The sequence below is a fragment of the Sphingorhabdus profundilacus genome, from assembly GCF_009769755.1.
GTDB lineage: Bacteria > Pseudomonadota > Alphaproteobacteria > Sphingomonadales > Sphingomonadaceae > Sphingorhabdus_B > Sphingorhabdus_B profundilacus.
On the sequence record NZ_SDWJ01000001.1, the window covers coordinates 284,243 to 308,021 of the forward strand.

Sequence of the window (23,779 nt, forward strand, 5' to 3'; positions counted from 1 at the left end):
AAATAGAAGGGCAGGAAACAATAGTTGCATCCTTGCAACAGCGCGCAGGCTAAATGATGCCATTTTTCGACATTAACCGAAAATATATTGCGCTGCGGTAGGGAATAGGAGTCTACTTGTTTCAGGGAAACTAGGGAGGTCGCTTTATGCGCCAAATTTATAAACATTCGAATGTCCGCGCTGCAGCATCGATGCTGCTTGCTTCTACGGCATTGGGTTTTGCCATGCCCGCCATCGCGCAGGAAACTCCTGCGGATGAAGAGGCGTTGCCCGGCGAAATCGTGGTAACCGCGACCAAGCGCGAAGAAAGTCTGCAAAAGGTGCCGTTAAGCATTCAGGCGCTCGGCGAAGAAACGCTGGACCAGCAGCAAGTTGCAAGCATCGATGATTTTTCGAAGCTTTTGCCAAGCGTGAGTTTCCAGTCGTTCGGCCCCGGACAGTCGCAGATATATTTCCGTGGCGTATCGAGTGGCGGTGATGGTCTGCATATTGGACCAGCACCTGCAACCGGTCTCTATCTCGACGAAATTCCGGTGACAACCATTGCCGGTTCGGTCGACCTTCATGTCTATGACATTGCCCGTATCGAGGCGCTATCAGGTCCGCAGGGAACCTTGTTCGGCGCGAGTTCGCTATCCGGTACGTTGCGCCTGATCACCAACAAACCGTCAACGGCCGGCTTTGAAGGTGGCGCCGACGTCCAGATCAACAAATATGGCAAAGGCGAATTCGGCGGCAGTCTGGAAGGATTTCTGAACTTCCCGCTGTCCGACAATGCCGCGTTGCGTGTCGTCGGGTTTTACCGGCGCGATGGTGGCTATATCGACAATATTGCCGGCAGCCGGACTTTTACTCTGGATGATAGCGACCCTGCGACCAATCTGACTGTCAATAACGCGGCCTTGGTTGAAGATGATTTCAACGATGCCGAAACCTTTGGTGGTCGTGCCGCGCTGAAGATTGATCTTGATGACAATTGGACGGTGACGCCAACGATCATCTACCAGAATCAGGAGACTTCCGGGCCATTTCTGTTCGATCCCCGCAAAGGGGATTTGAAAGTCACCGACTTTCAGGAAACCCGTTACAAGGATCGCTGGTTCCAGGCCGCGTTGACGGTTGAAGGCAAGATCGGCAATTGGGATATGGTCTATTCCGGCGGCTATTTCGAACGCAAGGTCAATAGCGCCGCAGATTATTCCTATTATTCGGTCGCTTATGACACTTATGGTTCATACTACACAAACTTTCCCACCGGGACGGGCGGGTTTCTTGATCCGTCGCAATTTGTGTTTACCGCAGATAAGTACACAAAGCAGACACATGAGTTGCGGTTTGTTTCGCCCTCGGAAAACCGGTTTCGTGTAACTGCGGGACTGTTTTTCCAGCGTCAAACCGATGCGATTGCGGCCAATTATGACATTGCTGGGTTGAGCGGTATTCCAACGCCGCCTAACAGCAATTTGATACCCGTTGGCGCTGCATTCGGTGATACCGTGTTCCTGACCCGGATTGACCGCAAAGATCGCGACCTTGCCGCCTTTGCCGAAGCGACTTATGATATCACGGAAGAGGTCAAACTCACTGCCGGTATCCGCGGGTTTGAAGCGAAAAGTTCGCTGTTCGGTTTCTCGGGCTTTAACCGCAACGCGTTACAGGCCATCTGTTTACCGACGACTGCGACCAACCGTCCGTGCGACAATGTCGACAAAAAATATAAGGAAAGTGGCGAAACGCACAAGGTTAACTTGAGCTGGCAAGTGACGCCGGAAAAGATGATCTATGCGACTTATTCAACCGGCTTTCGCCCCGGCGGTAACAACCGTCGTCCGGGCATTTTACCTTTCAAATCCGATACCCTATCCAATTATGAAATCGGGTGGAAAACAAGCTGGCTGGATCGGAAACTGCGTCTGAACGGTGCGGTCTTTTATGAAGAGTGGAAAGATTTGCAGTTTGGCCTTGTCCCTGTTGGCAACAATGGCGTGACCAATACCTATAATGCCGGTGATGCCCGCATCTATGGCATTGAAGGCGATTTTGCTTTGTCGCTTGGCAGCTTTACCTTGTCGGGTTCGGGCACTTATATTGACGCGCAGTTGACAACCGATTTCTGTCAGGTCGATACCACGGGTAATATTGTTTGTGTAACCGGCGTTGCCCCCGCCGCGCCAAAGGGTACGCGTCTGCCGGTGCAGCCAAAATTCAAGGGCAGTTTGACCGCCCGTTATGAATTCCCGCTGGGCAGCAATGATGCGTTCCTTCAAGGCTCCATAAACCATCAAGGGGGAACCCGCTCGTTCCTGACCGACGATGATTTCGCCGCTGTAGGCCCCACGAGAGCATTTACGACTTTCGATTTTTCCGCAGGTACGAGTTTTGGAGATTGGAGCGTTGAAGCCTTTATCCAGAACGCGTTCGACAAGCGGGGTCAGTTGAGCCTCAACACCGCCTGTTCCACGACCATTTGCGGCGCATTTTCCAGGGTCTATCCAGTGAAACCGCAGCTATTCGGACTGAAGCTAGGTACAAAATTCTAATGAGTTAGTCACGACTGCGGTTGAAAACCGTGGGTGACAGGGGGAGGAGCCGGGTCTTGATCGACCCGGCTTTTTCATTGGTGGTTAGGGTCCGTCTGCCAAGACTCGCCTCTCTCCCGGAGGCGGGAGAGGGAAATCTCCCGCAAAGACGCCGATGCATAAAGAAGAATGCAAGCAAGGGCGGGCCTTCGCCCAGATACCGTCACCCTGAACTTGTTTCAGGGTCCATTTCCCAGCCCATTTCCGCCCTGTCGCGACACGCGAAACTGGACGGCACGGTTGCGCTTTCTTCACTCTAACAGGGATTTCCGCACGATAGACCCTGAAACAAGTTCAGGGTGACGATGCGGTTAAACGAAAACTACAGAATAGCCGCCAGCATGCACGTCACACGCGGCGTCTTCTTCCTTTTTGTCTTATTGCTTCTAGCGAATCCAAAACCGCACCGTCCAAGCACCGTCCACTGCTAATAGGTCCTGACCCTAGCCGAACAAACGACCCAGAAAGCTGCGGTCCGCCAATATTTCGGCGGCGCAATTATGACCCGGTGCGCCGGTCACGCCGCCGCCCGGATGCGCGCCAGCGCCGCACATATACAGCCCCTTCAATGGCCCGCGATACGCGCCATGGCCAAGGACAGGCCGTGCGCTCCACAATTGGTCGAGGCTCATATTGCCGTGCATGATGTCGCCGCCAGCAAGGCCAAATTTGCGTTCGAGTCCCTTGGGCGACAATATTTGCCGTCCCAGCACCGATGCGCGGAAACCGGGGGCATATTCCTCCACGGTGTCGATAATCAAATCGGCGGCCTTGCCTTCCTCGGCATCCCAATCCCGTCCATCGGGCAGCTCGGGTGCAAATTGCTGGCAGAATAGCGATGCAACATGCTGACCTGCCGGGGCAAGGCTGTCGTCGATCGTTGACGGGATCAGCATTTCCACGATCGGCTTTTGCGACCAACCATCGCGCTTTGCGTCGAGGAAGGCGCGATCCATATAGTCCAATGTCGGGGCAATGATGATGCCCGACTGGTGATGCTCGCCGGGTTCGGGCAAGCAGGTGAATTTCGGCAGTTCCGACAAGGCGACGTTCATGCGGAACGTGCCGCTGCCTGCCTTAAAACCTTTGATACGGCGCTTGAACTCCGGTTTCAGATCGGCGTCATCAAACATATGTTCGTACAAGATCTTCGGTCCGACGTTGGAAATGACCCGGTCGGCCACGACTTCTTCGCCGCTTTCAAGCCGCACGCCCGCAACTTTTTCGCCGTCGACCAGAACGCGCGCAACCGGTGCTTCCAGGCTGATCTCGACGCCGAGTTCGCGGCACACCTTGGCCATGATCTGCGTGATATTGCCCATCCCGCCGACGCTGTGGCCCCATGCGCCCTTGTTTCCGTTTACCTCGCCAAAGACGTGATGCAGCAGGACATAGGCGCTTCCTGGTGTATCGGGGCTGGCATAGTTGCCCACCACAGCGTCGAAGCCGAACGCGGCCTTTACGGCTTCGCTTTCGAACCAGCTGTCTAGGAAGCTACGCGCCGATTTCGTAAATAGGTCGAGCACATCGCGCTGCTGGCTGAGCGACAATTTCATCAGGCCGCGTCCCTGGCGGGCGGCGTCGATAAATGTCTTCAGGCCATCGCCAACATTGGGCGGGGATTTAAGGGCCAGATCGCGCAGGACGTCGGCGACATTTTCCAACATCTCGTAATAATCGGGAAGAACTTGCGCGTCATGTTTGGAAAAACGGGCGAATTCCGCCTGTGTGCGGTCCAGTCCGCCCCCAAGCTTCAGATAGCCGCCATCTTCTTGTGGCAGAAAATTGCTGATCGGCCGTTCGATGACGCGATAGCCATGATCGGCCAACCGCATGTCGGATATGACCTTGGGCTGAAGTAAGCTGACGGTATAGCTCGCCACTGAGTTACGGAAGCCGGGGTGGAATTCCTCGGTTACGGCTGCACCGCCAACGACGTCACGGCGTTCAACAATGCGGACTTTCAGGCCGGCACGGGCAAGGTAGAATGCACAAACAAGGCCGTTGTGGCCAGCACCGATAATCAGGGCATCATATTTTTTGGTCATGTGTGGCTCCAGCCCGGCGCGGGGCGATGTTCGAGGCAGGCTTCAGGAATAAGATGGCGCACGCGGCGGCAGAAGCTTTTCAGGCAGACTTCCTTGTCCGACAAAGGGCCCATTGAAAAGCTGCGGCTTTCCATACCCTGTTGGACGCGGGTAATCAGCTCGGTGTCTTCGGCATTGACCTGCCGGTTGATACGCCAGTTCAGGTACCGCGCCGCGCGCATTTCACGGCGGTCGTCGTCTAGCACATAGCTGATCTCGCGGATAAGGCAGCTATCAGGGCCGGTCGGTAGCCATTGCATGAAATCGACCTGATCAGGATAAATGTCGAAGGCGACCGATGGCCAAAGCTTGAAATAGAGCCAGCGCTTCTGATTGGCTTCGGGCAGATAAGGGGCGGGCGGCAATAGGTTTTGATAGGCCCGTTCTGACCAGTTGGATGATGTCCGATCCACCAGATCGCCCCACATGCGGTCCACATGGGGCTCGGCTTCGACGCCATAGCTTTTGCCGAAAAGACGGGTCAGGCCGGGATGCGCGACCGGGATGTGGAGGCCATCGGAATAATTGTCGCCGACATTTTTCCAGTTCACCGCGCGCGGACGCAAGGTAACGCGACCCAAGGCCTTCAATTCTTCGAATTTATACGGCGAGACCTGATCTTCATATGGGGCCATCATCTCGGCCACCGATGGTCCGCCACTTTCCAACCGGACAAAAATGAAGCCGCGCCAGATTTCCATATCCACCGAAACCAGCCCGGCCTTGTCTTTATTTAGAGTGGGATAGGATGCGCTGTCCGGAACACCCGTCAGTCGGCCATCAAGATCATAGGTCCACGCATGATAGGGGCATACGAGCTTCTTTGCACAGCCGCTCGATCCATCGACGAGCCGGGAACCACGGTGACGGCAGACATTGGTAAAGGCGCGCAATATTTGATCCGCGCCCCGCACGACGATAATGCTCTCGCCAACATAGTCGAGGCTGTGCCAGTCGCCCGCATTGGGAACGTCGCTGCCATGGCAAACAACCTGCCATGCGGGGCGAAAGATGCGCTCAACCTCAAGTTTTGCAAATTCGGGATCGTTGTACGTCCATGCCGGAAGACTCCAGCCTTCCAGTGCGTGCGCGTGATTTTGAGTGGTTTGAACGGACATGTTGATTCCCTTGTTATACGAGTGTATAACAACAGCATGAGCGCGCGACAAGTCTTTACCCGCGAGAGCGCCGATATCCGCAAGGAAGCGTTGATTGCGGCCTGTGCCCATTGTCTTGCTACCCAGGGAGCTCAGGGCACATCGGTACGCTCCATTTCTGTCGAGGCAGGGGTGTCGTCCGGTCTTTTGCGTCATTATTTTGATGGCATCGATGCACTTGTGGCGGCGACCTACCGGGCAACGGGCGCGCGGGTTGCCAAAGCCCTGCATGATGCGGTGGAGGGGGTGCCAGCCGATGATCCGCGTGGCCGGTTACTGGCATTTGTGACTGCGAGTTTTCGGGAGCCGATTGCCGATCCTGAATTGCTCGCGACATGGATTGCCTTTTGGAGCCTGTCGCGAACAGACTCCGTGATCGGTCAAATCCATGGCGAAATATATGCGGATAACCGGCGCGACATGGAGCAGTTGATCGCTGCCTGCCCCGGGGCGCCGGATGACGCGCGCCTGATGGCGGTGGCCTTAACGGCTTTGGTCGATGGACTCTGGTTGGAACTCAGTCTCGGCAATGCGCCTTTCAGCGTCGATGAGGCGGAGGTACTTGCGGAAAAGTGGTTGGATAGTTTGCTGGCATAGTTTCAAATGCAACGTTAATGTTGCGGCATGAGCGATGCCCCCATGACCTATGCGCGCTATCTTGCGCTCGACGAATTGCTATCCTGCCAGCATCCCCAGTCGGAACTGGATGATGAGATGCTGTTCATCATCATCCACCAGACCAAGGAACTCTGGTTAAAGCAGATGATCCGCGAACTGCAACTCGCGCAGTCGCAAATTCGTAGCGATGCGCTTATTCCAGCTTACAAGGCATTGGCAAGAGTGAGCCGTATTCAAGCAGTTATGACGCTGAGTTGGGACGTTTTGTCGACTATGACGCCGTCCGACTATACCCGCTTCCGGCATGTTTTGGGGCCAAGCTCCGGTTTCCAGTCTGACCAGTTTCGTACCGTCGAATTCATGCTGGGCCTGAAAGACAGCGCGCATTTGAAGTTTCAGGAGGATCGCCCCGAAGCGCGCGCGGCGATGATGACGGCGCTGACCGAACCGAGTATCTGGGATGACACCATCATCGCGTTGGCGCGTGCCGGGATCGATGTTCCCTTGGGGCAATTGTCGCGTGACTGGGCGCAGCCCCATGTGTTTTCGCCCGAAGTCGAAGCCGGATTTCTTCAAGTTTATCGCGATACCGAACGCTATTGGGAATTGTATCAACTGGCAGAGAAGCTGGTTGATCTGGACGATGCCATGGCGACGTGGCGGCACAAGCATGTGATTACGGTGGAACGTATCATCGGCGGCAAACGCGGCACGGGGGGAACGGCGGGTGTCAGCTATTTGAGCAGCACCCTGAGCAAGCGGGCCTTTCCCGAATTGTGGTCGTTGCGGACCCAGTTGTGAGTTTCAAGCATCTCTTCAGCCGGGCACTGTCCGCCGCGCCCGATCGCCTGCACTTTGCCGCACATAGCCATCATTTGTGGCCGGATGCGAGTCATGATGGACAGATGGCGGCATGGGCGGATGCGGCCCATCTGGCGGATCATAAATGGAGCGTCATCATGGGCAGTCTCTGGTCGGAGGCACAGGGCCATGTTGCTTCGGAACTGGCCTTGCCTGATCCATCGACGATCAGTTTTTCACCAAATACCCATGACTTCCTTGTGCGTATCGTCTCCGCGATGGACCGGCCCACGCTGCGCGTTCTTTCGACCGATGGCGAATTTCACAGCTTCCGACGGCAAATGGCGCGCTGGGTGGAAAGCGGGAAAATCATCTGGAACCAGGTGCCGCCGGATGCCTTGACCACCGAAGCCGGTAGGAACGAATATGACCTGATTTTCGCAAGCCATGTGCTTTTCAATTCTGGCCGGATTGTCGATATCGCGCCGTTGGCGGCGCTGGCAAAGCCCGAGGGGCCGTGGGTCGTCATCGACGGCTATCACGGCTTCATGGCGATTCCTACAGATCTGGCCGATGTTGCCGACCGGATATTCTATCTGTCGGGTGGGTATAAATATGCCATGGCGGGCGAGGGGGTTTGCTTCCTGCACGCCCCGCCCGGCTTTGCACCACGGCCTGAGATTACCGGCTGGTACGCCGAATTTGACGACCTGGCCTTGCCATCAGGCAGCGTCGGATACGCCCCCGATGGACGGCGTTTTTTAGGGAGTACTTTCGATCCGTCGGGCCTTTACCGGTTCTGCGCCGTTCGCACCATGTTGGATATAGAGGGGCTGACGACGGAAGTTATTTCCGCTTATGTAACATGTCTGCAACAGCAATTTCTTAGCAATTTGAATGTGTCGCAAATGCAGATTCTGAATCCGTTCAAAGATCAGCCCCATGCCCGCTTTGTCGCCATGCGTGGCGCACGCGCTGTGGAAATACATGCCCATCTGGCGCAGCATCAAGTCGTAACAGATGTGAGGGGTGACGTGCTCCGATTCGGTTTTGGCATCTATCAGGATGAAAAAGATATTGACCGGTTGCGCGCGATATTGAAGATAATAGCTTGAAAAAGAAGGAAACAGGGATGTCATTCATCATAAATCGCCGCGCGTTATTGGCAACAGCCGGTTTTGGAATTGGCGGACTGATGCTTCCGGGCGGTGCGGCGATGGCGCAGGCTCTGTTGGGATTGACCGGCTTCACGCATAATGTGGCCAGTGGTGAACCTGGGCCGGATTCGGTTCTGTTGTGGACGCGCTATGTCAATCCGACGGGCGGGCCATCCAAGGTGCGGGTCGAAATTTCCGAAAGCCGTGATTTTGCGAAAATTGCCGGTGGCGGGCAGATGGTGACGGGCCCGTGGCGTGACCATACGGTAAAGATTACCGTCGACAATCTGGCACCGGGTAAATGGCACTGGTTCCGCTTCATTGCGCCCGATGGCAGCATTTCGCCGGTCGGTCGCACCAAGACGCTGCCGGTCGGGAAGGCCAGTAACTTCAATATCGCGATATTTTCCTGCTCCAACCTCGGCTTTGGCGAATTCAACGCCTATGGTCATGCCGCAGCGCGCGAGGATATCGATCTGGTCCTGCACATGGGCGATTATATTTATGAATATGCGCGTGGCGGCTATGATGGCGGCGCTAAATTTTCGGCGCGGATATTCCCGGCAGATGAAATTCTGAACTTGGCGGATTATCGCCTGCGCTATGCAAGCTATCGGTCCGACCCGCAATTACAGGCCTTGCACGCCAATTTCCCTATGATTGCCAATACCGACGATCATGAAGGCGCCAATGACAGTTGGGAAGGTGGCGCGCAAAATCATACACCGGATGAGGGCGACTGGAGCGCGCGTCGGAACGCCGCGATGCAGGTGTGGCGGGAATGGTTGCCGGTGGGCGAACAGCCTTGGAAAGAATATCCCATTGGCGATCTTGCGACCTATTATCGTACAGACACCCGCATGGTTGCACGGTCCAAACCCTATTCGCATGGAGATTTGGCGCGGGCGGCCGATCCGGAAAAGGCGTTTGCGGAATTTCGTGATGGCGCATGGCGCGACCCGGCGATGACGATGTTCGGGACCGAACAGGAAAGCTGGCTCTTCAGCGCTATTGCGCGAAACAAGGGCACCTGGGCGGTGCTCGGAACCGGCACGAATATGGGGTATAATTTCACGCCGGAAGAGGCGATGAACTGGTTCCCCAAGGACGCGCCTGACCGCACCAAGAATTTCGTCCGCCAGGGAATAGCAGCGGCGAAGGCCGGACTTCCCTATAATCTCGACAATTGGGGTGGCTATCCCGTCGCCCGGTCCCGCGTTCTTGCCGCCGCACAGCGGGCTGATGCGAACTTGGTCGTTGTTACCGGCGACAGCCACAATGGCTGGGCTTTTGATCTTCCAGAGGGCGGCAAACCGGCTGGCGTCGAATTTGGCGGCCATAGTGTTAGTTCGCCCGGCTTTGAAAGCGCAACGGCAGGGGTCGATCCCGCGGTCATCGCCCGCAATCTGCAAGAGGCGAGCAAGCAGGAACTGCGTTGGGTCGACACATCCAACCGTGGTTATATGCATTTAGCACTGACACCGCAGGCCGCGACAAACGAGTGGGTGTTCATGCAAACCGTCAAGGATGTGTCCTTGGCAACCAAGCCAAGCCACCGCATGAAAGTGCGCCCCGGCCGCAAGGTTCTGGAATCGGCTTAGGCGCAAGCCTCACGGCACCCCATCCAAATCAAGCGCGTTTAATCGCCCGATTAAACGCGCTTGATTTCTTGCCCGGCATCGCGTCAAAGAGAATCAAACAAAAGACGGGAGAGTGCGATGCAGATGGCTGGGCTTGGATATAGCGAAGAGCAAATTGAGCTGCTGGACGTGGCGACGACATTTTGCCGCGACAAGTCCCCGATCGACAAAGTTCGCAAACTCATCGAAAGCGACCTTGGTTATGATGCCGACATCTGGGCGGAAATGGCTGCACTGGGATGGTCTGCCATCGCAATCCCGGAACCACATGGCGGGGTTGGCCTCACCTTGGCGGAGGTTGTTCCAGTTGTAGAGCAAATGGGCCGCCATCTGATGGCATCGCCGTTCGTGGCGTCCACGCTCGCCGCACAGGCTTTGATTGCGGGCGGGACGGAGTCGCAGAAGGCGGAATGGCTCCCCAAAATCGCAGAGGGCTCCATCGGCACGTTGGCGCTGTATGAAGCGCATGGTGATTGGGATCTCGGCAATATCACCGCCACTGCGCGATCCGATGGAGGCAAACTGCACCTGTCGGGGGAAAAGCTCTTTGCGCTATGGGCGGAATCGGCCGACGGCATCATAGTTTCCGTCATGCTCGACGGCAAGCCAGCGCTCCTGCTTCTGACGAGTGCACAAATCACAGGCCGTTTACGCCGCGAAGCGATCATCGACGAAACCAAGCGCAGCTTTGCGCTGTCGCTCGACGGTCTCGAAGTCGAGACGTCGGCGCTGCTGGACGTAGGCAATGCCGCGCAAACACTGGCGCATATCGAACAGGCGGCAACTTTGTTGCAGAGCGCAGAAATGTGCGGCGGGTCGCAAAGCGTGATCGACTATACGATCAGCTATCTGCAAACGCGCAAGCAGTTCGGCAAAATCATTGGCGAATATCAGGCGCTGAAACACCCGACGGTCGATGCCTATGTCGATTATGAAAAGGCGCGCTCGCATCTCTACAGCGCCGCCAGCAGCTTCAGCGATCAGGGCTTGGGCGAAATCGCGGTCCGTATGGCTAAGGCGGCGGCGGATGGTGTCTACAGTTTTGCCGCCGATCGTGCAATCCAGTTCCATGGCGGCTTCGGGTTCACGCATGATTGCGATGCGGGCCTGCATCGCCGTGCCGCCATTTTCCAGGCATCGCAATTTGGCGACGCCGCATGGCAGCGCGCCAAACTGAGTCATCTATTGCTCGGATAAGGGCGGGATAATTTCTGCCTTTACGACCGGATGAGATAATCAAAGGCGGACAGGGCCGCTTTCGTGCCTTCGCCCATGGCGACGATAATCTGCTTATAGGGCACGGTGGTCACATCGCCTGCGGCAAATACTCCGGGCAGATTTGTCGCGCCATGCGAGTCTATTTCGATTTCTCCACGCCCGGACAGGGAGAGGGGGCCTTGCAACCATTCGGTGTTGGGAACCAAACCGATCTGCACGAAAATGCCTTCCAGATCGACCCGATGCAGTTCTTCGGTTGCCCGGTCCTTATACTGCAGACCCTTCACCTTCTCTCCATCGCCAAGCACTTCGGTGGTGAGGGCGGAGGTAATGATGGTAACGTTGGGAAGGCTACGCAGCTTGGCCTGCAGCACAGCGTCGGCGCGCAACTGGGCATCATATTCAATCAAGGTGACATGCGCGACGATACCGGCAAGATCGATGGCGGCCTCCACGCCCGAGTTGCCACCGCCGATGACGGCTGTGCGCTTACCTTTGTACAGTGGACCATCGCAGTGCGGGCAATAGGCAACGCCTTTGTTGCGATACATATCTTCGCCGGGCGCACCCATTTGCCGCCAGCGGGCACCAGTGGACAAAATGATTGTTTTGGCTTTCAGGCTGGCGCCGCTTGCAAGCTTCACCTCATGCAATCCGCCCGCTTCGCCCGGTATCAAGGCGCTGGCGGTTTGCAGGTTCATGATATCGACCTCATAGTCGCGAACATGCTGTTCCAATTGCGCTGCGAGTTTCGGGCCTTCGGTGTGCGAAACGGAAATGAAGTTTTCGATGCCCATGGTATCCAGCACCTGACCACCAAAGCGTTCGGCAACGACACCGGTCCGAATTCCCTTGCGCGCGGCATAGATAGCCGCCGCGGCACCGGCTGGGCCGCCACCGATAACCAGAACATCGAAGGGGTCTTTGGCAGCAATCTTCTCGGCAGCACGCGCGACTGTGCCGCTGTCCAGTTTTGCCATGATCTGAGCAAGGTCCATCCGCCCTTGGCCAAATGGTTCGCCATTCAGATAGACAGCGGGAACAGCCATTACCTTGCGTGTTTCGACCTCTTCGCGGAACAAGGCACCATCAATTGCGACATGGCGGACATTGGGGTTAAGCGCGGCCATGATGTTGATGGCCTGCACGACATCCGGACAATTCTGGCAGGTCAGCGAATAGAAGGTCTCGAAGTGAAATTCCCCCTCCAGCGCCCGGACCGAATCCAGCAATTCGGCTTCTTCCTTGGGCGGATGACCACCCATATGGAGCAGTGCCAAAACCAGCGACGTGAATTCATGGCCGAGAGGTAATCCGGCAAACCGGGTTTCAGCCGTACCGTCGGCACGGCGGATGGCAAAAGACGGCACGCGATCTGCTTGCCCGTCAAAGCGTGCGGTCACAAGATCGGATTGCGCCGCCACGTCTTCGACCAACGAACGCATTTCTGCCGCCTTCGGGCTATCGTCCAGCGTCGCCACCAATTCGACCGGCGTGCGCAGGTTGCCAAGATAGGTTTTCAACTGGGCTGTTGTTGCAGCATCAAGCATGGCTGTGTCTCTTCAATGCAAGCGGGATCGGTCCGCGAAAACTGCGGTGCGACAAGGATGGATTTTTGGGGGTAGCGCCGCGCCACCCGAAAGCAGCGCGGCGTCTGGCAGATGTTGGTTAGATCTTGCCAACCAGGTCGATGGAAGGCGCAAGTGTTTCGCCACCTTCTTCCCACTTGGCGGGGCAAACCTGACCGGGATGTTCGCGCACGTAAATCGCAGCCTTGATCTTGCGGACCAATTCCACGGCATTACGGCCTACGCCTTCGCAGGTGATTTCAGTAACCTGGATAACGCCGTCCGGATCGACAACAAATGTCGCACGGTCGGCAAGGCCCTGACCTTCACGCAGCACGCCGAAATTGTTGCTGATCACATGATTCTGGTCGCCCAGCATGTGATAGTTGATCTTGCCAATGGCCGGCGAGCTGTCGTGCCACGCCTTGTGGCTGAAATGTGTGTCGGTAGACACAGCATAGACTTCAACGCCCATGGCTTGCAGATCGGCATATTGGTCGGCCAAATCTTCAAGTTCGGTGGGGCAGACGAAGGTAAAGTCGGCGGGATAGAAAAAGAATACGGCCCATTTTCCGGTTACATCCGTATCGGAAACTTCAACGAACTTACCTGCTTTGTAAGATTGCGTGGTGAACGGCTTAATGGTTGAACCTATGATACCCATATTCTGACCTTTCGAGAGTGAATTGATTTCGATGACAGTCCCAAAGCGGATTACGCTGTAATCGTCCAGCAACTGTTTTTGCAAAGAGTAATCGATCTGATCGATTAAAACCGATTTTCACGACATATTTTTAAATATGTACGTTCGAAGTCAATTCAAGCTCAGGCGCAGAAATTTCGGGAAAATGGTGCACCCAAGAGGATTCGAACCTCTGGCCTCTGCCTTCGGAGGGCAGCGCTCTATCCAGCTGAGCTATGGGTGCTTTACTTGTGCCGCGCGATTAGCAGGGTGCGTGGCTTTTCGCCAAGCCCTTTTTTGGTCAGCGTCATTTAGCAGCCGCCCTTTCTGCCATCGCGGGCCCTATCACTATGTAAACTAGGCTTGCTATTGGCTGGATATGTTGAATTTGCAATGCTACGGGGGCGCCATGCACAACCAATTTGACCTGACTGAAGATCAAGTGGCCATTCAGGATATGGCGCGCAAATTCACGGCAGATGCCATTACGCCCTTTGCGGCGGAATGGGACGAGAAAAGCCATTATCCGGTCGACGTCTGGAAGGCAGCCGGTCAGCTTGGCTTTGGGGCCATTTATGTCTCCGAAGAATCGGGTGGTACAGGACTTGGCCGGCTTGAAGCCGCGCTCATCATGGAAGCGATGGCCTATGGCTGTCCTTCGACGAGTGCCTTTATTTCGATCCACAATATGGCCGCCTGGATGATCGACTGTTTTGGCAGTGCCGAGCTGAAGGCCCGTTTCCTGCCCGACCTGATTGGTATGGACAAGATTGCATCCTATTGCCTGACCGAACCGGGCAGTGGATCGGATGCGGCGGCATTGAAAACGACCGCGCGGCTCGATGGCGATCATTATGTGCTGAACGGCACGAAACAGTTCATCAGCGGCGCGGGCTATAATGATGTCTATGTCGTGATGGTCCGTACCGGCGACAATGGCGCAAAAGGGATTAGCTGCCTTGTCGTTGAAAAGGACACACCGGGCCTGAGCTTTGGTGCGCCCGAGAAAAAACTGGGTTGGAATGCTTCGCCGACCGCTCAGGTGATCTTTGAAGATTGCCGTGTCCCTGTTGCGAACCGTGTCGGGGCAGAAGGCGACGGCTTTCGTTTCGCCATGATGGGTCTGGACGGCGGACGGCTTAATATCGGCGCCTGTTCGCTTGGTGGCGCGCAGCGCTGCCTTGACGAAGCGATCAGATATACCAAGGAACGCCAGCAGTTCGGGCAACCTGTTGCTGATTTCCAGAATACGCAGTTCATGCTGGCCGACATGGCGACCGACCTCGAAGCAGCGCGTGCGTTGCTATATATGGCGGCTGCGAAGGTCAGCGCTAACGCCCCCGACAAGTCGCGCTTTTCGGCGATGGCCAAGCGGCTCGCGACAGATAGCGGCAGCGAAATCGTCAACAAGGCGCTGCAGCTTTTCGGCGGCTATGGATATCTCCGCGATTACCCGATTGAGCGTTTCTGGCGCGACTTGCGGGTGCATTCGATCCTGGAAGGCACCAATCAGGTCATGCGGATGATCATCGGCCGGGACCTGTTACGCCAATGACGCAAGACATATTGACACGCATTGAGGGGCATGCCGGGATAATCAGTCTCAACCGGCCTTCGGCATTACACGCCCTTACACTGGATATGGTGCATGCCATGACGGATGTTCTTGTCAAATGGCAGACGTCGAAAAAGGTGAAATGCATCATCATCGACCATGCCGAAGGTCGCGGGTTTTGTGCAGGAGGCGATATCGCCTTTCTCCGCAACTCAGCCCTGAACGATGCGGGACAATCGGGTCGACAGTTCTTCCACGACGAATATCAACTCAACCATTTGCTCTTTACCTATCCCAAGCCTGTGGTCGCCTTCATGGACGGTATTACCATGGGCGGCGGCGTGGGCATCAGTCAGCCTGCCCGTTTTCGTGTGGCGACTGAAAATACCCGTTTTGCGATGCCGGAAACCGGTATCGGCCTGTTTCCAGATGTCGGCGGCGGCTGGTATCTGTCGCGGCTTGAGGGCAGGGTCGGCCAGTTCCTCGCATTAACCGGCGCACGGATTGCGGGACCGGGCTGCCTCGCGCTCGGTTTGGCCTCGCACTATATCCCGAGTGAAGCGTTGGCCGACGCCAAGGCACGCATTGCGGTTGAAGATGTTGACCGGATCGACGGTATATTGGGAACATTGGCGGTGACCCCGCCGCCGTCCAAAATCGTGGAAACACTTTTCCAGATAAACCGCCATTTTGCATCGGACAGGTTTGAAGATATCCTCGCCAGCCTTGATGGGGACGATAGCGACTGGGCGATGCGGGAAGCGGCGACGTTGCGGTCAAAAAGTCCGCAAACCTGCAAGGTAGCGTTGCGCCAATTGGCCAAAAGCATGAAGCTGGACGACTTTGCGGACAATATGGCGATGGAGTATCGCATCGCCAGCCGCGTCCTGACCCGGCCCGATTTTGCCGAGGGCGTGCGCGCAGTGATCGTTGACAAGGATAATGCGCCCAAATGGGATCCAGCCCAACCGGAGGATGTCACCGACGCGCTGCTCGACACCATATTTGCGGCACTGCCGGCTGATGAAGAATGGAAACCCCTATGACCTATGAGACCTTGCTCGTTGAACAACGTGGTGCAGTCACACTCATCACGCTGAACCGGCCACAGGCACTGAATGCACTGAACAGCCAGTTGCTCGCGGATCTTATAACGGCTTTCGCTGCGTTTGACGCCGATGACAGCCAGCGCTGCGCCGTGCTCACCGGCAGTGAAAAGGCTTTTGCGGCGGGCGCGGATATCAAGGAAATGGCGTCCCAGTCCTTCGCCGATATGTATGGCAGCAACTTCTTCGCCGGATATGATCGCGTGACTGCTACGCGCAAACCTTGGATCGCCGCCGTCAACGGGTTTGCACTGGGGGGTGGTTGCGAACTGGCGATGATGGCGGACTTCATCGTTGCGGGCGACAATGCCAAATTTGGTCAGCCCGAAATCAAGCTGGCGGTGACCCCCGGTATGGGCGGATCGCAACGTCTGACACGGGCAATCGGCAAGGCCAAGGCGATGGAAATGTGCCTGACCGGCCGGATGATGGACGCGGCAGAAGCCGAACGGTCCGGCTTGGCCGCTAAGGTCGTTCCCGCCGCCGATCTGGTTGACGAAGCTATGAAGACGGCGGAAGCCATTGCCGCAATGGCGCCACTTGCTGCGCTTGCCACCAAAGAAATGGTCAACGCAGCCTTTGAAACGACATTACAGCAGGGTGTCGTGTTCGAACGTCGCCTGTTTCACGGCTTGTTCGGTTCGGCAGACCAGAAGGAGGGCATGGCCGCCTTTGTTGAAAAGCGGCCCGGCAACTGGACGGGCAAATAAGCAGGTTCCTTAAGGCGCGGCGCTGATTTTCTCGACAGGCTGGAACTTTCCAAGCCCGCAACCCGCGCCTTCGGTTAGGCGGCCACCATAATCATGGAGCACGCGCACGATATCTACATTGCACAGCTGGTTTAGTGAGGTGCGGTAGGAAAAGCGGTCCTCAAACTTCAAGCCCGGGCAACTGCTGGGCAAGGAGTTCCGGTAGGTTTTTCCACCTGCCATTTTGAAATCAATGGTGCTGTTGTCGATAACCTTTGTCGACCGTATCTGGTTGAGGGACACGCAGTTTACCGCCTTGCCAACGGCGCGTACCGGAGCAGGCTCTTTCTTCGCGGACAGGCCCGCCGTTGCGCCGCCTGACAGGAGCGCAAGGGCTGTTACTCCCATGATTGATGCTCTCATCTCGATTCTCCCGAGTTTGTCTGGGCCGCAAATTTCTAGTAGCTCAATCCACCTGAATAGGGGCTGACTTGTTTTTGGGTGCTGCGGTCTTGGGTTTGAACCGGCACAAATCGGCAACCGGACAGCGCCAGCATTCCGGCGTGCGCGCTTTGCAAATATACCGACCGTGAAGGATCAACCAATGGTGCGCGCCGATCCGAAAGGGATGGGGAGTGCGCTTGTCGAGCGCTTTTTCAACCGCGAGCACGGTTTTCCCGGGTGCCAGACCCGTCCGGTTCCCGACGCGGAATATGTGCGTATCGACGGCAAAGGTTTCAGCGCCAAAGGCGGTGTTCATGACGACATTTGCCGTTTTACGCCCGACACCGGGCAATGCCTCCAACGCATCCCGATCGGCAGGAACCTCTCCGCCATGGTCGCGCACCAATATTTCTGACAATGCGATGACGTTTTTGGCCTTGCCGTTGAACAGGCCAATGGTCTTGATATGCTCCTTGAGACCCGCCTCGCCCAATTGCACCATTTGTGCGGGCGTTTTTACCTCGGCAAATAGCTGCCGTGTAGCCTTGTTGACCCCGACATCAGTCGACTGTGCCGAGCAGACGACTGCAACCAGCAATTGATAGACATTCCCATAAGCCAGCTCGGTCTCGGGCGACGGGTTGGCATCCGCGAGGCGGCGGTAAAATTCAAAGATATCGGCCTTTTTCATGTGTCGCCTTGCGGTGTTAAGGAATGCAGCGACCCATAGCCGATTTCAGGGAAATCAAAACGCCCCTATGTCCATCGCGTCGAGCCATCCGTCGCTATATTTCTCATTCCGGGTCGAGGTTTGCTGAAGCGCCGCTTCATTCAGTTCGCCATGGACAGCCATATGCTTCGCAAAAAATGCCCAGTGGCGGTAGCCGAGAAAGAAGGAGCCGATGCCAAGGGTCGCAATAATGATCAGGGCATCGACAAGAAACAGCATGAACCATTCCCCGCCTTCCGCTTCGAATGAGAAATGGAGGTCACCCCATGACAGTTGTGCAATCGCGTTGCGGAAAAAAGCCGCGTAGTAGATGACGAAGATCAACGAGATCAGCGTGTAGATCAGAAAGGTGATCAACAGGAAAAAGGCGATCCGGATAGCAGGCGGTGCGTCGATAAAAATATAGACACCCTGAACCGTCGTACCTTGCACCAGTACATAAGTGACGGTGACGATCATCAGCAGGATTGGCGTCAGATAAAGGCAAATAAAGGGCACCAGCACCGGACGCACCTTTGCCGTCGACCGGAAAGGGATATTCCCGAAACTCATCTGGTTCCACTTGTCATTCCACAATGTCGTCATGGACCATGCAACGGCGGCGCCCAGACTGAGATAATTTACCACCCATTTCCAAAGATTGGAAAATCCATAGGCCCAGCCGGGTTCGTCAGATCCGCCCCTTATCCCCTTCCAGTATGTCCGGTTAAGGCGGTAGCGCAAGGCCCGAAAACGCGCGACGCCCACCACAAAGTTAAAGAAGAGAAGCGTTATCACGCTGACGCCGATGGCGGCTGTTTCATAGCTTCGAAAAACAAGGGCTTGAATGCCGAACTGCAAAATCAGCAATGGCCCGCCGAGCAAGATCGCAGCAAAGATGAACCCGATGAGCAGCTCCTTTGCTGTGCCGGTCCATTCCAGCCATTCGTCCAAAAACCATGTGTGGCTCCAGAGATATTCGCGTTCCCGCCGGATCGCCCAGAAGCGGTAGATTCCCAAAGTGACCAATGTCAGCAATGCATTTGATAAGGCGATTGGAGCGAATTCGCGCCAGTTTCCGCTAAAGCCAAAGCGCTGCTTTGGTTCGATTTCCAAATCCACAAGACATCCCCTGAAGCCCGTAGCCATGGGTAATGTCTGAAAAACAAATGTCTATAAGCAATTGGCGTCGCTGGATTAAATCGATCAGACACCTAAAACCTCGGGCATATCATAACGCCCCGCTTTCTGCTGCACGAGCCACAGGGCCGCCTTTACTGCACCCTTGGCAAAAATGGCCCGGTTTTCGGCGCGATGGATCAGCTCAATACGTTCATTGTCCGAAGCAAAGATCACGCTGTGGTCGCCGGCAACACTTCCGCCCCGTAAGCTCGCAAAGCCTATATCCCCGGGTTTTCGTGCCCCCGTAATGCCGTCGCGACCTCTCTCGCTATGCGACTTAAGGTCGATGGCCCGACCTTTCGCAGCAGCTTGCCCTAGCAGCATCGCAGTGCCGGATGGTGCATCCACCTTGTGTCGGTGGTGCATTTCAACAATTTCAATATCCCAATCGTCACCCAATTGTGCCGCTGCTTGCCGTACCAAAGCGGCGAGCATGGTGACACCCAGCGATGTATTGCCGGTTTGTAAGACTGCGATGTCGCGCGCGGCATCATCAATCAGAAAATGATGGCGTTCGTCGAGGCCCGTTGTGCCGATCAATATGGGTTTTGCCGCCGCCACACAGGCATCCAGATTGGCTTCGAGAGCATGGGGGCTGGAAAAGTCAACGAGCACATCGGACGTGGCAACCAGTGCGGCCAGATCATCGCCCTTATCAATGCCACCCGCATAATCGTGCCCGGCCTCGGCAATCGCTGCCACCAATGCCTGTCCCATGCGTCCCGCACTGCCGATTATGCCAATTTTCATATCTCTTTTTCCCGAACCTGTTTCACCGCTGGTGATTTCACTCCAAGGTCTTACTAGATTAGTATGTTGAAACAAGTTCAGCATAAAAATGGATCATCGGGTGACAGACATTCGCAACATCGTAATCCTGACCGGCGCAGGTGTCAGCGCCGAAAGCGGTATTGATACGTTTCGCAGCGCAGGTGGATTATGGGAGCAGCATCGCGTCGAGGACGTTGCCACGCCTGAGGCGTTCGCACGCGATCCGGAACTTGTACTGCGGTTCTACGATATGCGGCGTGCCCGAATACAAGAAGTTGAGCCCAATGCCGCACATCAGGCGTTGGCGCGACTGGATAGGGAGTGGAAGGGGGGCCTTCTCATCGTCACGCAGAATGTCGATGATTTGCACGAACGAGCTGGTGCTGGACGTTTGCTGCATATGCATGGCGAACATCTGAATGCGTGGTGTCTTGCCTGCGACGGGCGACATCGCTGGTACGGGACGCTATTGGATCGACCTTCCTGTCCAACTTGCGGTACGCCCGGGCAGATGCGTCCCGACATCGTTTGGTTTGGCGAGATGCCGTACAGGATGAACGAAATCTATGCCGCATTGAACCGGGCCGACCTGTTTGTCAGTATCGGCACGTCAGGGGCAGTCTATCCCGCCGCCGGTTTTGTTCGGGAAGCACGCGAGCAGGGCGCTCGCACGCTCGAGCTCAATCTTGAGCCAAGCCAAGGAAGCCACTGGTTCGACGAAGCACGTCATGGCCCTGCAACGGAAGTAGTTCCTGAGTGGGTCGACGAGTTATTACGCCAGCAATCCGTTTAGGACGATAACGAACCGCAGCTGCTGCACGCCGGATCTTTGGGCAATTTAATGCTCCGCATCGACGGCGTCATGCCGTCAAAGATGTGCAGCTTGCCGATTTGGCTATCGCCAAAGCCTGTGAGGACACGGATAGCTTCCATCGCGGCGAAGCTACCCATCAGGCCGCACATCGCCCCCAATACACCTTGTGTGGCGCAATCGTCGCAATCGCCGGGATCATGCGCGTCGCCGACGAAACAGCGGTAACAGGGGGCATCTTCCTGCCATCCGGTAAAGGTGCCAATCTGGCCATGAAATTGCCCGATGGCGGCGCTGACGAGCGGAACGTGCGCCGACAGGCAGAGATCGTTGACGGTCAGGCGAGTGGCAAAGTTGTCACTGCCATCGATGACGACATCGACGCCGTCCAGAAAGTCCGATGTGGTGGCACGGTCAATGCGACGTTGGATCGCGTGAAAGATCACGTCCGGGTTCAGCCGTTTCACGGCAGCGGCCGCAGCCTCCACCTTGGCTTCGCCAATTTGAGTCTCGCTATACAGCACTTGCCGTTGCAGATTGGAAAGCGATATCGCGTCATCATCAACAACGCTAATGGTGCCGACACCGGCTGCGGCGAGATATTGGATCGCGGGGCTACCAATGCCGCCCGCGCCAATCAGCAGGACATGGCTATCCACTATTCTGGATTGTCCGGCACCGCCAATATCGCGCAAGACAATATGCCGGGCATAGCGGTCCAGTTGATGATCGGAAAGTTCAGCCATTATGCGGGGCTAGATATTCCCGTCGAACCGAATCCTCCGGCACCGCGAGTGGTATCGTCCAATTCCTCAACTTCCACCATCGCGGCGTGGGTGACAGGCGCGACCACGATTTGCGCGATACGGTCACCCTTTGAAATGGGGAAATCATCTTCGCCCAAATTGGCCAGAATGACTTTCACTTCCCCGCGATAATCGCTGTCGATCGTTCCGGGTGTGTTGAGGCAGGTAATGCCATGTTTAAGAGCAAGGCCAGAACGCGGGCGAACCTGAACCTCATACCCTTCGGGAATAGCGAAAGCGAAGCCGGTCGCAACGGCTTGGCGTTTGCCCACGCGCAGCGTCAGGCTTTCAGCGGCGCAAATGTCCATGCCCGCGGCACCAGCCGTGGCATAATCGGGCATCGCCAAACCGGCACCATGATTCAACCGCTTAACCTGAACTTCAACCTTGGGCGAGCGCATGGGCAACCCTTTCCATCAATTTGCGGGCGATGACGTCCTTGGGGCTATCAGGCCAGCTTTCAACTCCGTCCTTGGTTACGATATGAAAGGCGTTGTTTGCGCCCCCCATGACATCGCCGGATACGTCGTTTGCCACAATCCAGTCGCACCCTTTTTTTGCCAGTTTGGCTTGGGCATGTTCAACAATCTTTTCGGTTTCCGCAGCAAAGCCTATAAGCAGTCCTGGCCTGTTTTTATGCTGTACAAGACTTGCGAGGATGTCAGGGTTTTCGGTTAATGTCAGCGGCGGAATGCTTTTGCCATCTTTCTTTATCTTCTGGTCCGGCGCGTCCGTGGCGCGCCAGTCAGCGACGGCGGCAACCATGATGGCGACATCGCTGGGAAGGGCCTTTTCGACTTCCGACTGCATCTCTAGCGCCGTTTCGACATCAATGCGAATGACACCGGGCGGGGTGACCAAATGGACCGGACCGGCGATAAGGGTAGCCTCCGCGCCCATTTCCGCCGCCGCCGCCGCTATCGCAAAGCCTTGTCGTCCAGATGAGCGGTTGGCAATGTAACGGACGGGATCAATGGCTTCATGCGTTGGACCGGCCGTCACCAAAACGCGCTTTCCAAACAGCGGCCGGTGCGTGATGTCCGCGAAATCGGGCTGTGCTTCCAATGTTGTAGGTGCGCGTCCGGCCGTGAGGGCTGAATCGAAACTATGCCCAAGCATTGCACAAATCCGTTCGGCGATTGCGGGCGGTTCCGGCAAGCGCCCTGGTCCGAATTCACCGCACGCCATTGCGCCTGAATCCGGTTCCATGATGGTCACGCCGTCGGCGCGCAGCTGTGCGAGATTGCGCTGGGTCGCGGCGTGCTGCCACATTCGGACGTTCATCGCGGGAACGGCTAACACCGGTTTATCCGTGGCAAGCAATATCGTCGTAGCGAGATCGTCCGCGATCCCTGCTGCCATCTTGGCAAGGATATTCGCTGTCGCTGGGCAAATGACGATAAGGTCGGCCTGACGGCTGAGCTGGATATGCCCGATCTCGCGTTCTTCTTTCAGGTCGAACATGTGGCCGTAGACCTGATCTTCGGTCATCACGCCCATAGAAAGTGGCGTGACAAATTCGGTGGCGCTTTGTGTCATAACCGCGCGGACCGCAATGCCCTGCCGCTTGAGCAATCTGACCAGCTCCAGCGTCTTATAGGCCGCAATGCCGCCAGAGACGATCAGCAAGATGCGCTTGGTTTCCATCAAAATCCGCTGACCAACATATCCAGTGCGTCAATGATCCGACTATGTTGATTAGCCAGTGATGCCACAGGAGGTCCTAATTCTCGAACAGCTATTGAGGCAGAAAATTGAGGATATAAAACGTAATTTTGGCCTTCGATCAAAAATACAGGATTCAGTCTTTCGGCAATCTTTGGCTCGAGATCAGGCGGTAGGAGAGGGATTACGAAGCGTGTCTGTAAATACTCCAGGAATTCGGATTGACAGTCGACCACCAAGGCGTCGGACTTTGTTTTGATAACATCAAAACGTGCCATTAAAACATCCGGTATCGTGCAAGCGGAATGCCATGTTTTTCGACATATGCATTGGACCAATCCAAGGCATCCTTGTTTTCGCGGAGCCATTTCTCAGCCTTTGCTGAACGTACTTTTTCCGAAAGACCGGTTTCGCAGGCTTGAGAAATATTTATTCCCAGCTGCCGGGCCTCTGCAACAAGCTCGAAGTCCAGTGAGACATTAGTCGGCTTTTTAGTTTTTTCGTGGCGCACCGGAAAGTTCATAGCATTGCCCT

The 23,779-nt window shown here is 56.0% G+C and carries 23 protein-coding genes and 1 tRNA gene; 10 read left to right on the top strand and 14 right to left on the bottom strand.

All coding sequences use genetic code 11. From position 1 onward, the window contains the following. Positions 1-146 precede the first annotated feature (146 nt). Positions 147-2,540, top strand: a complete 2,394-nt coding sequence (locus tag EUU23_RS01365; protein WP_246155999.1) for a TonB-dependent receptor — start codon at positions 147-149, stop codon at positions 2,538-2,540. A 482-nt stretch (positions 2,541-3,022) separates the two neighbouring features. Here the strand turns inward: EUU23_RS01365 and EUU23_RS01370 are convergent, their stop codons facing one another. Continuing rightward, positions 3,023-4,627 carry a phytoene desaturase family protein gene (locus EUU23_RS01370; protein WP_160352345.1) on the bottom strand — a complete coding sequence of 535 codons (1,605 nt, stop codon included), beginning with the start codon at positions 4,625-4,627 and terminating at the stop codon, positions 3,023-3,025. Next, on the bottom strand, positions 4,624-5,784 hold the full coding sequence (locus tag EUU23_RS01375; protein ID WP_160352346.1) for an aromatic ring-hydroxylating oxygenase subunit alpha: 1,161 nt from the start codon (positions 5,782-5,784) through the stop codon (positions 4,624-4,626). Before EUU23_RS01375 ends, EUU23_RS01370 begins: the two co-directional genes overlap by 4 nt. Positions 5,785-5,820: 36 nt before the next feature. Between EUU23_RS01375 and EUU23_RS01380 the strand changes: the two genes are divergently transcribed. The 5 genes from EUU23_RS01380 (at position 5,821) to EUU23_RS01400 (ending at position 11,236) form a co-directional block, all read left to right on the top strand. Further along, positions 5,821-6,420, top strand: a complete 600-nt coding sequence (locus EUU23_RS01380; protein ID WP_160352347.1) for a TetR family transcriptional regulator C-terminal domain-containing protein — start codon at positions 5,821-5,823, stop codon at positions 6,418-6,420. A 27-nt stretch (positions 6,421-6,447) separates the two neighbouring features. Beyond that, positions 6,448-7,242 (top strand): tryptophan 2,3-dioxygenase, encoded by a 795-nt coding sequence (locus tag EUU23_RS01385; RefSeq protein WP_158897655.1) that lies wholly within the window; start codon positions 6,448-6,450, stop codon positions 7,240-7,242. Further along, positions 7,239-8,357, top strand: coding sequence for an aminotransferase class V-fold PLP-dependent enzyme (locus EUU23_RS01390; RefSeq protein WP_160352348.1), 1,119 nt, complete (start codon positions 7,239-7,241; stop codon positions 8,355-8,357). The genes EUU23_RS01385 and EUU23_RS01390 overlap by 4 nt, the downstream gene beginning before the upstream one ends. A 17-nt stretch (positions 8,358-8,374) precedes the next feature. Further along, positions 8,375-10,000, top strand: a complete 1,626-nt coding sequence (locus EUU23_RS01395) for an alkaline phosphatase D family protein (protein ID WP_160352349.1) — start codon at positions 8,375-8,377, stop codon at positions 9,998-10,000. A gap of 117 nt (positions 10,001-10,117) precedes the next feature. Then, a complete protein-coding gene (locus tag EUU23_RS01400) occupies positions 10,118-11,236 on the top strand; it encodes an acyl-CoA dehydrogenase family protein (RefSeq protein WP_160352350.1) in 1,119 nt (372 codons plus the stop codon). A gap of 20 nt (positions 11,237-11,256) precedes the next feature. On the opposite strand, the gene ahpF is transcribed toward EUU23_RS01400, so the two are convergent. The 3 genes from ahpF to EUU23_RS01415 all read right to left on the bottom strand — a co-directional run bounded on the left by ahpF (position 11,257) and on the right by EUU23_RS01415 (position 13,751). After that, on the bottom strand, positions 11,257-12,807 hold the full coding sequence (gene ahpF, locus EUU23_RS01405) for an alkyl hydroperoxide reductase subunit F (RefSeq protein WP_160352351.1): 1,551 nt from the start codon (positions 12,805-12,807) through the stop codon (positions 11,257-11,259). A gap of 118 nt (positions 12,808-12,925) precedes the next feature. Next, complete coding sequence (gene ahpC / locus EUU23_RS01410) at positions 12,926-13,489, bottom strand: alkyl hydroperoxide reductase subunit C (protein WP_160353476.1); 564 nt, start codon at positions 13,487-13,489, stop codon at positions 12,926-12,928. A gap of 185 nt (positions 13,490-13,674) precedes the next feature. Next, positions 13,675-13,751: transfer RNA gene (locus EUU23_RS01415), tRNA-Arg, on the bottom strand. A gap of 165 nt (positions 13,752-13,916) precedes the next feature. Here EUU23_RS01415 and EUU23_RS01420 point away from each other — a divergent pair. Genes EUU23_RS01420 through EUU23_RS01430 form a run of 3 tightly spaced genes read left to right on the top strand, consistent with a single transcriptional unit; the run spans position 13,917 to position 16,878 of the window. Then, positions 13,917-15,062 (top strand): acyl-CoA dehydrogenase family protein, encoded by a 1,146-nt coding sequence (locus tag EUU23_RS01420; protein WP_160352352.1) that lies wholly within the window; start codon positions 13,917-13,919, stop codon positions 15,060-15,062. Further along, positions 15,059-16,108: an enoyl-CoA hydratase/isomerase family protein gene (locus EUU23_RS01425; protein WP_160352353.1), complete on the top strand. Its 1,050-nt coding sequence runs from the start codon at positions 15,059-15,061 to the stop codon at positions 16,106-16,108. The genes EUU23_RS01420 and EUU23_RS01425 overlap by 4 nt, the downstream gene beginning before the upstream one ends. Further along, positions 16,105-16,878, top strand: coding sequence for an enoyl-CoA hydratase-related protein (locus EUU23_RS01430; protein ID WP_160352354.1), 774 nt, complete (start codon positions 16,105-16,107; stop codon positions 16,876-16,878). The genes EUU23_RS01425 and EUU23_RS01430 overlap by 4 nt, the downstream gene beginning before the upstream one ends. Before the next feature lie 9 nt (positions 16,879-16,887). Here the strand turns inward: EUU23_RS01430 and EUU23_RS01435 are convergent, their stop codons facing one another. The 4 genes from EUU23_RS01435 to dapB form a co-directional block, all read right to left on the bottom strand. Continuing rightward, a complete protein-coding gene (locus EUU23_RS01435; RefSeq protein WP_160352355.1) occupies positions 16,888-17,280 on the bottom strand; it encodes a hypothetical protein in 393 nt (130 codons plus the stop codon). A gap of 43 nt (positions 17,281-17,323) precedes the next feature. Continuing rightward, positions 17,324-17,992 (bottom strand): endonuclease III, encoded by a 669-nt coding sequence (gene nth / locus EUU23_RS01440; protein ID WP_160352356.1) that lies wholly within the window; start codon positions 17,990-17,992, stop codon positions 17,324-17,326. Positions 17,993-18,046: 54 nt separating this feature from the next. Next, positions 18,047-19,132, bottom strand: coding sequence for a YjgN family protein (locus tag EUU23_RS01445; protein ID WP_343032668.1), 1,086 nt, complete (start codon positions 19,130-19,132; stop codon positions 18,047-18,049). A gap of 84 nt (positions 19,133-19,216) precedes the next feature. Next, positions 19,217-19,942, bottom strand: a complete 726-nt coding sequence (gene dapB / locus EUU23_RS01450; protein ID WP_160352358.1) for a 4-hydroxy-tetrahydrodipicolinate reductase — start codon at positions 19,940-19,942, stop codon at positions 19,217-19,219. 100 nt (positions 19,943-20,042) lie between these two features. Between dapB and EUU23_RS01455 the strand changes: the two genes are divergently transcribed. Next, on the top strand, positions 20,043-20,756 hold the full coding sequence (locus EUU23_RS01455; protein WP_160352359.1) for a Sir2 family NAD-dependent protein deacetylase: 714 nt from the start codon (positions 20,043-20,045) through the stop codon (positions 20,754-20,756). Here the strand turns inward: EUU23_RS01455 and EUU23_RS01460 are convergent. The 5 genes from EUU23_RS01460 to EUU23_RS01480 are packed head-to-tail and all read right to left on the bottom strand — an operon-like array spanning position 20,753 to position 23,768. After that, on the bottom strand, positions 20,753-21,520 hold the full coding sequence (locus EUU23_RS01460) for a HesA/MoeB/ThiF family protein (RefSeq protein ID WP_160352360.1): 768 nt from the start codon (positions 21,518-21,520) through the stop codon (positions 20,753-20,755). The two genes, EUU23_RS01455 and EUU23_RS01460, sit on opposite strands and share 4 nt — an antisense overlap. Continuing rightward, on the bottom strand, positions 21,520-21,981 hold the full coding sequence (gene dut / locus EUU23_RS01465; RefSeq protein ID WP_160352361.1) for a dUTP diphosphatase: 462 nt from the start codon (positions 21,979-21,981) through the stop codon (positions 21,520-21,522). Before dut ends, EUU23_RS01460 begins: the two co-directional genes overlap by 1 nt. Then, on the bottom strand, positions 21,962-23,227 hold the full coding sequence (locus EUU23_RS01470; protein ID WP_160352362.1) for a bifunctional phosphopantothenoylcysteine decarboxylase/phosphopantothenate synthase: 1,266 nt from the start codon (positions 23,225-23,227) through the stop codon (positions 21,962-21,964). Before EUU23_RS01470 ends, dut begins: the two co-directional genes overlap by 20 nt. Beyond that, positions 23,227-23,523: a CcdB family protein gene (locus tag EUU23_RS01475; RefSeq protein ID WP_160352363.1), complete on the bottom strand. Its 297-nt coding sequence runs from the start codon at positions 23,521-23,523 to the stop codon at positions 23,227-23,229. The genes EUU23_RS01470 and EUU23_RS01475 overlap by 1 nt, the downstream gene beginning before the upstream one ends. Next, on the bottom strand, positions 23,523-23,768 hold the full coding sequence (locus tag EUU23_RS01480; protein ID WP_160352364.1) for a type II toxin-antitoxin system CcdA family antitoxin: 246 nt from the start codon (positions 23,766-23,768) through the stop codon (positions 23,523-23,525). The genes EUU23_RS01475 and EUU23_RS01480 overlap by 1 nt, the downstream gene beginning before the upstream one ends. Positions 23,769-23,779 lie beyond the last annotated feature (11 nt).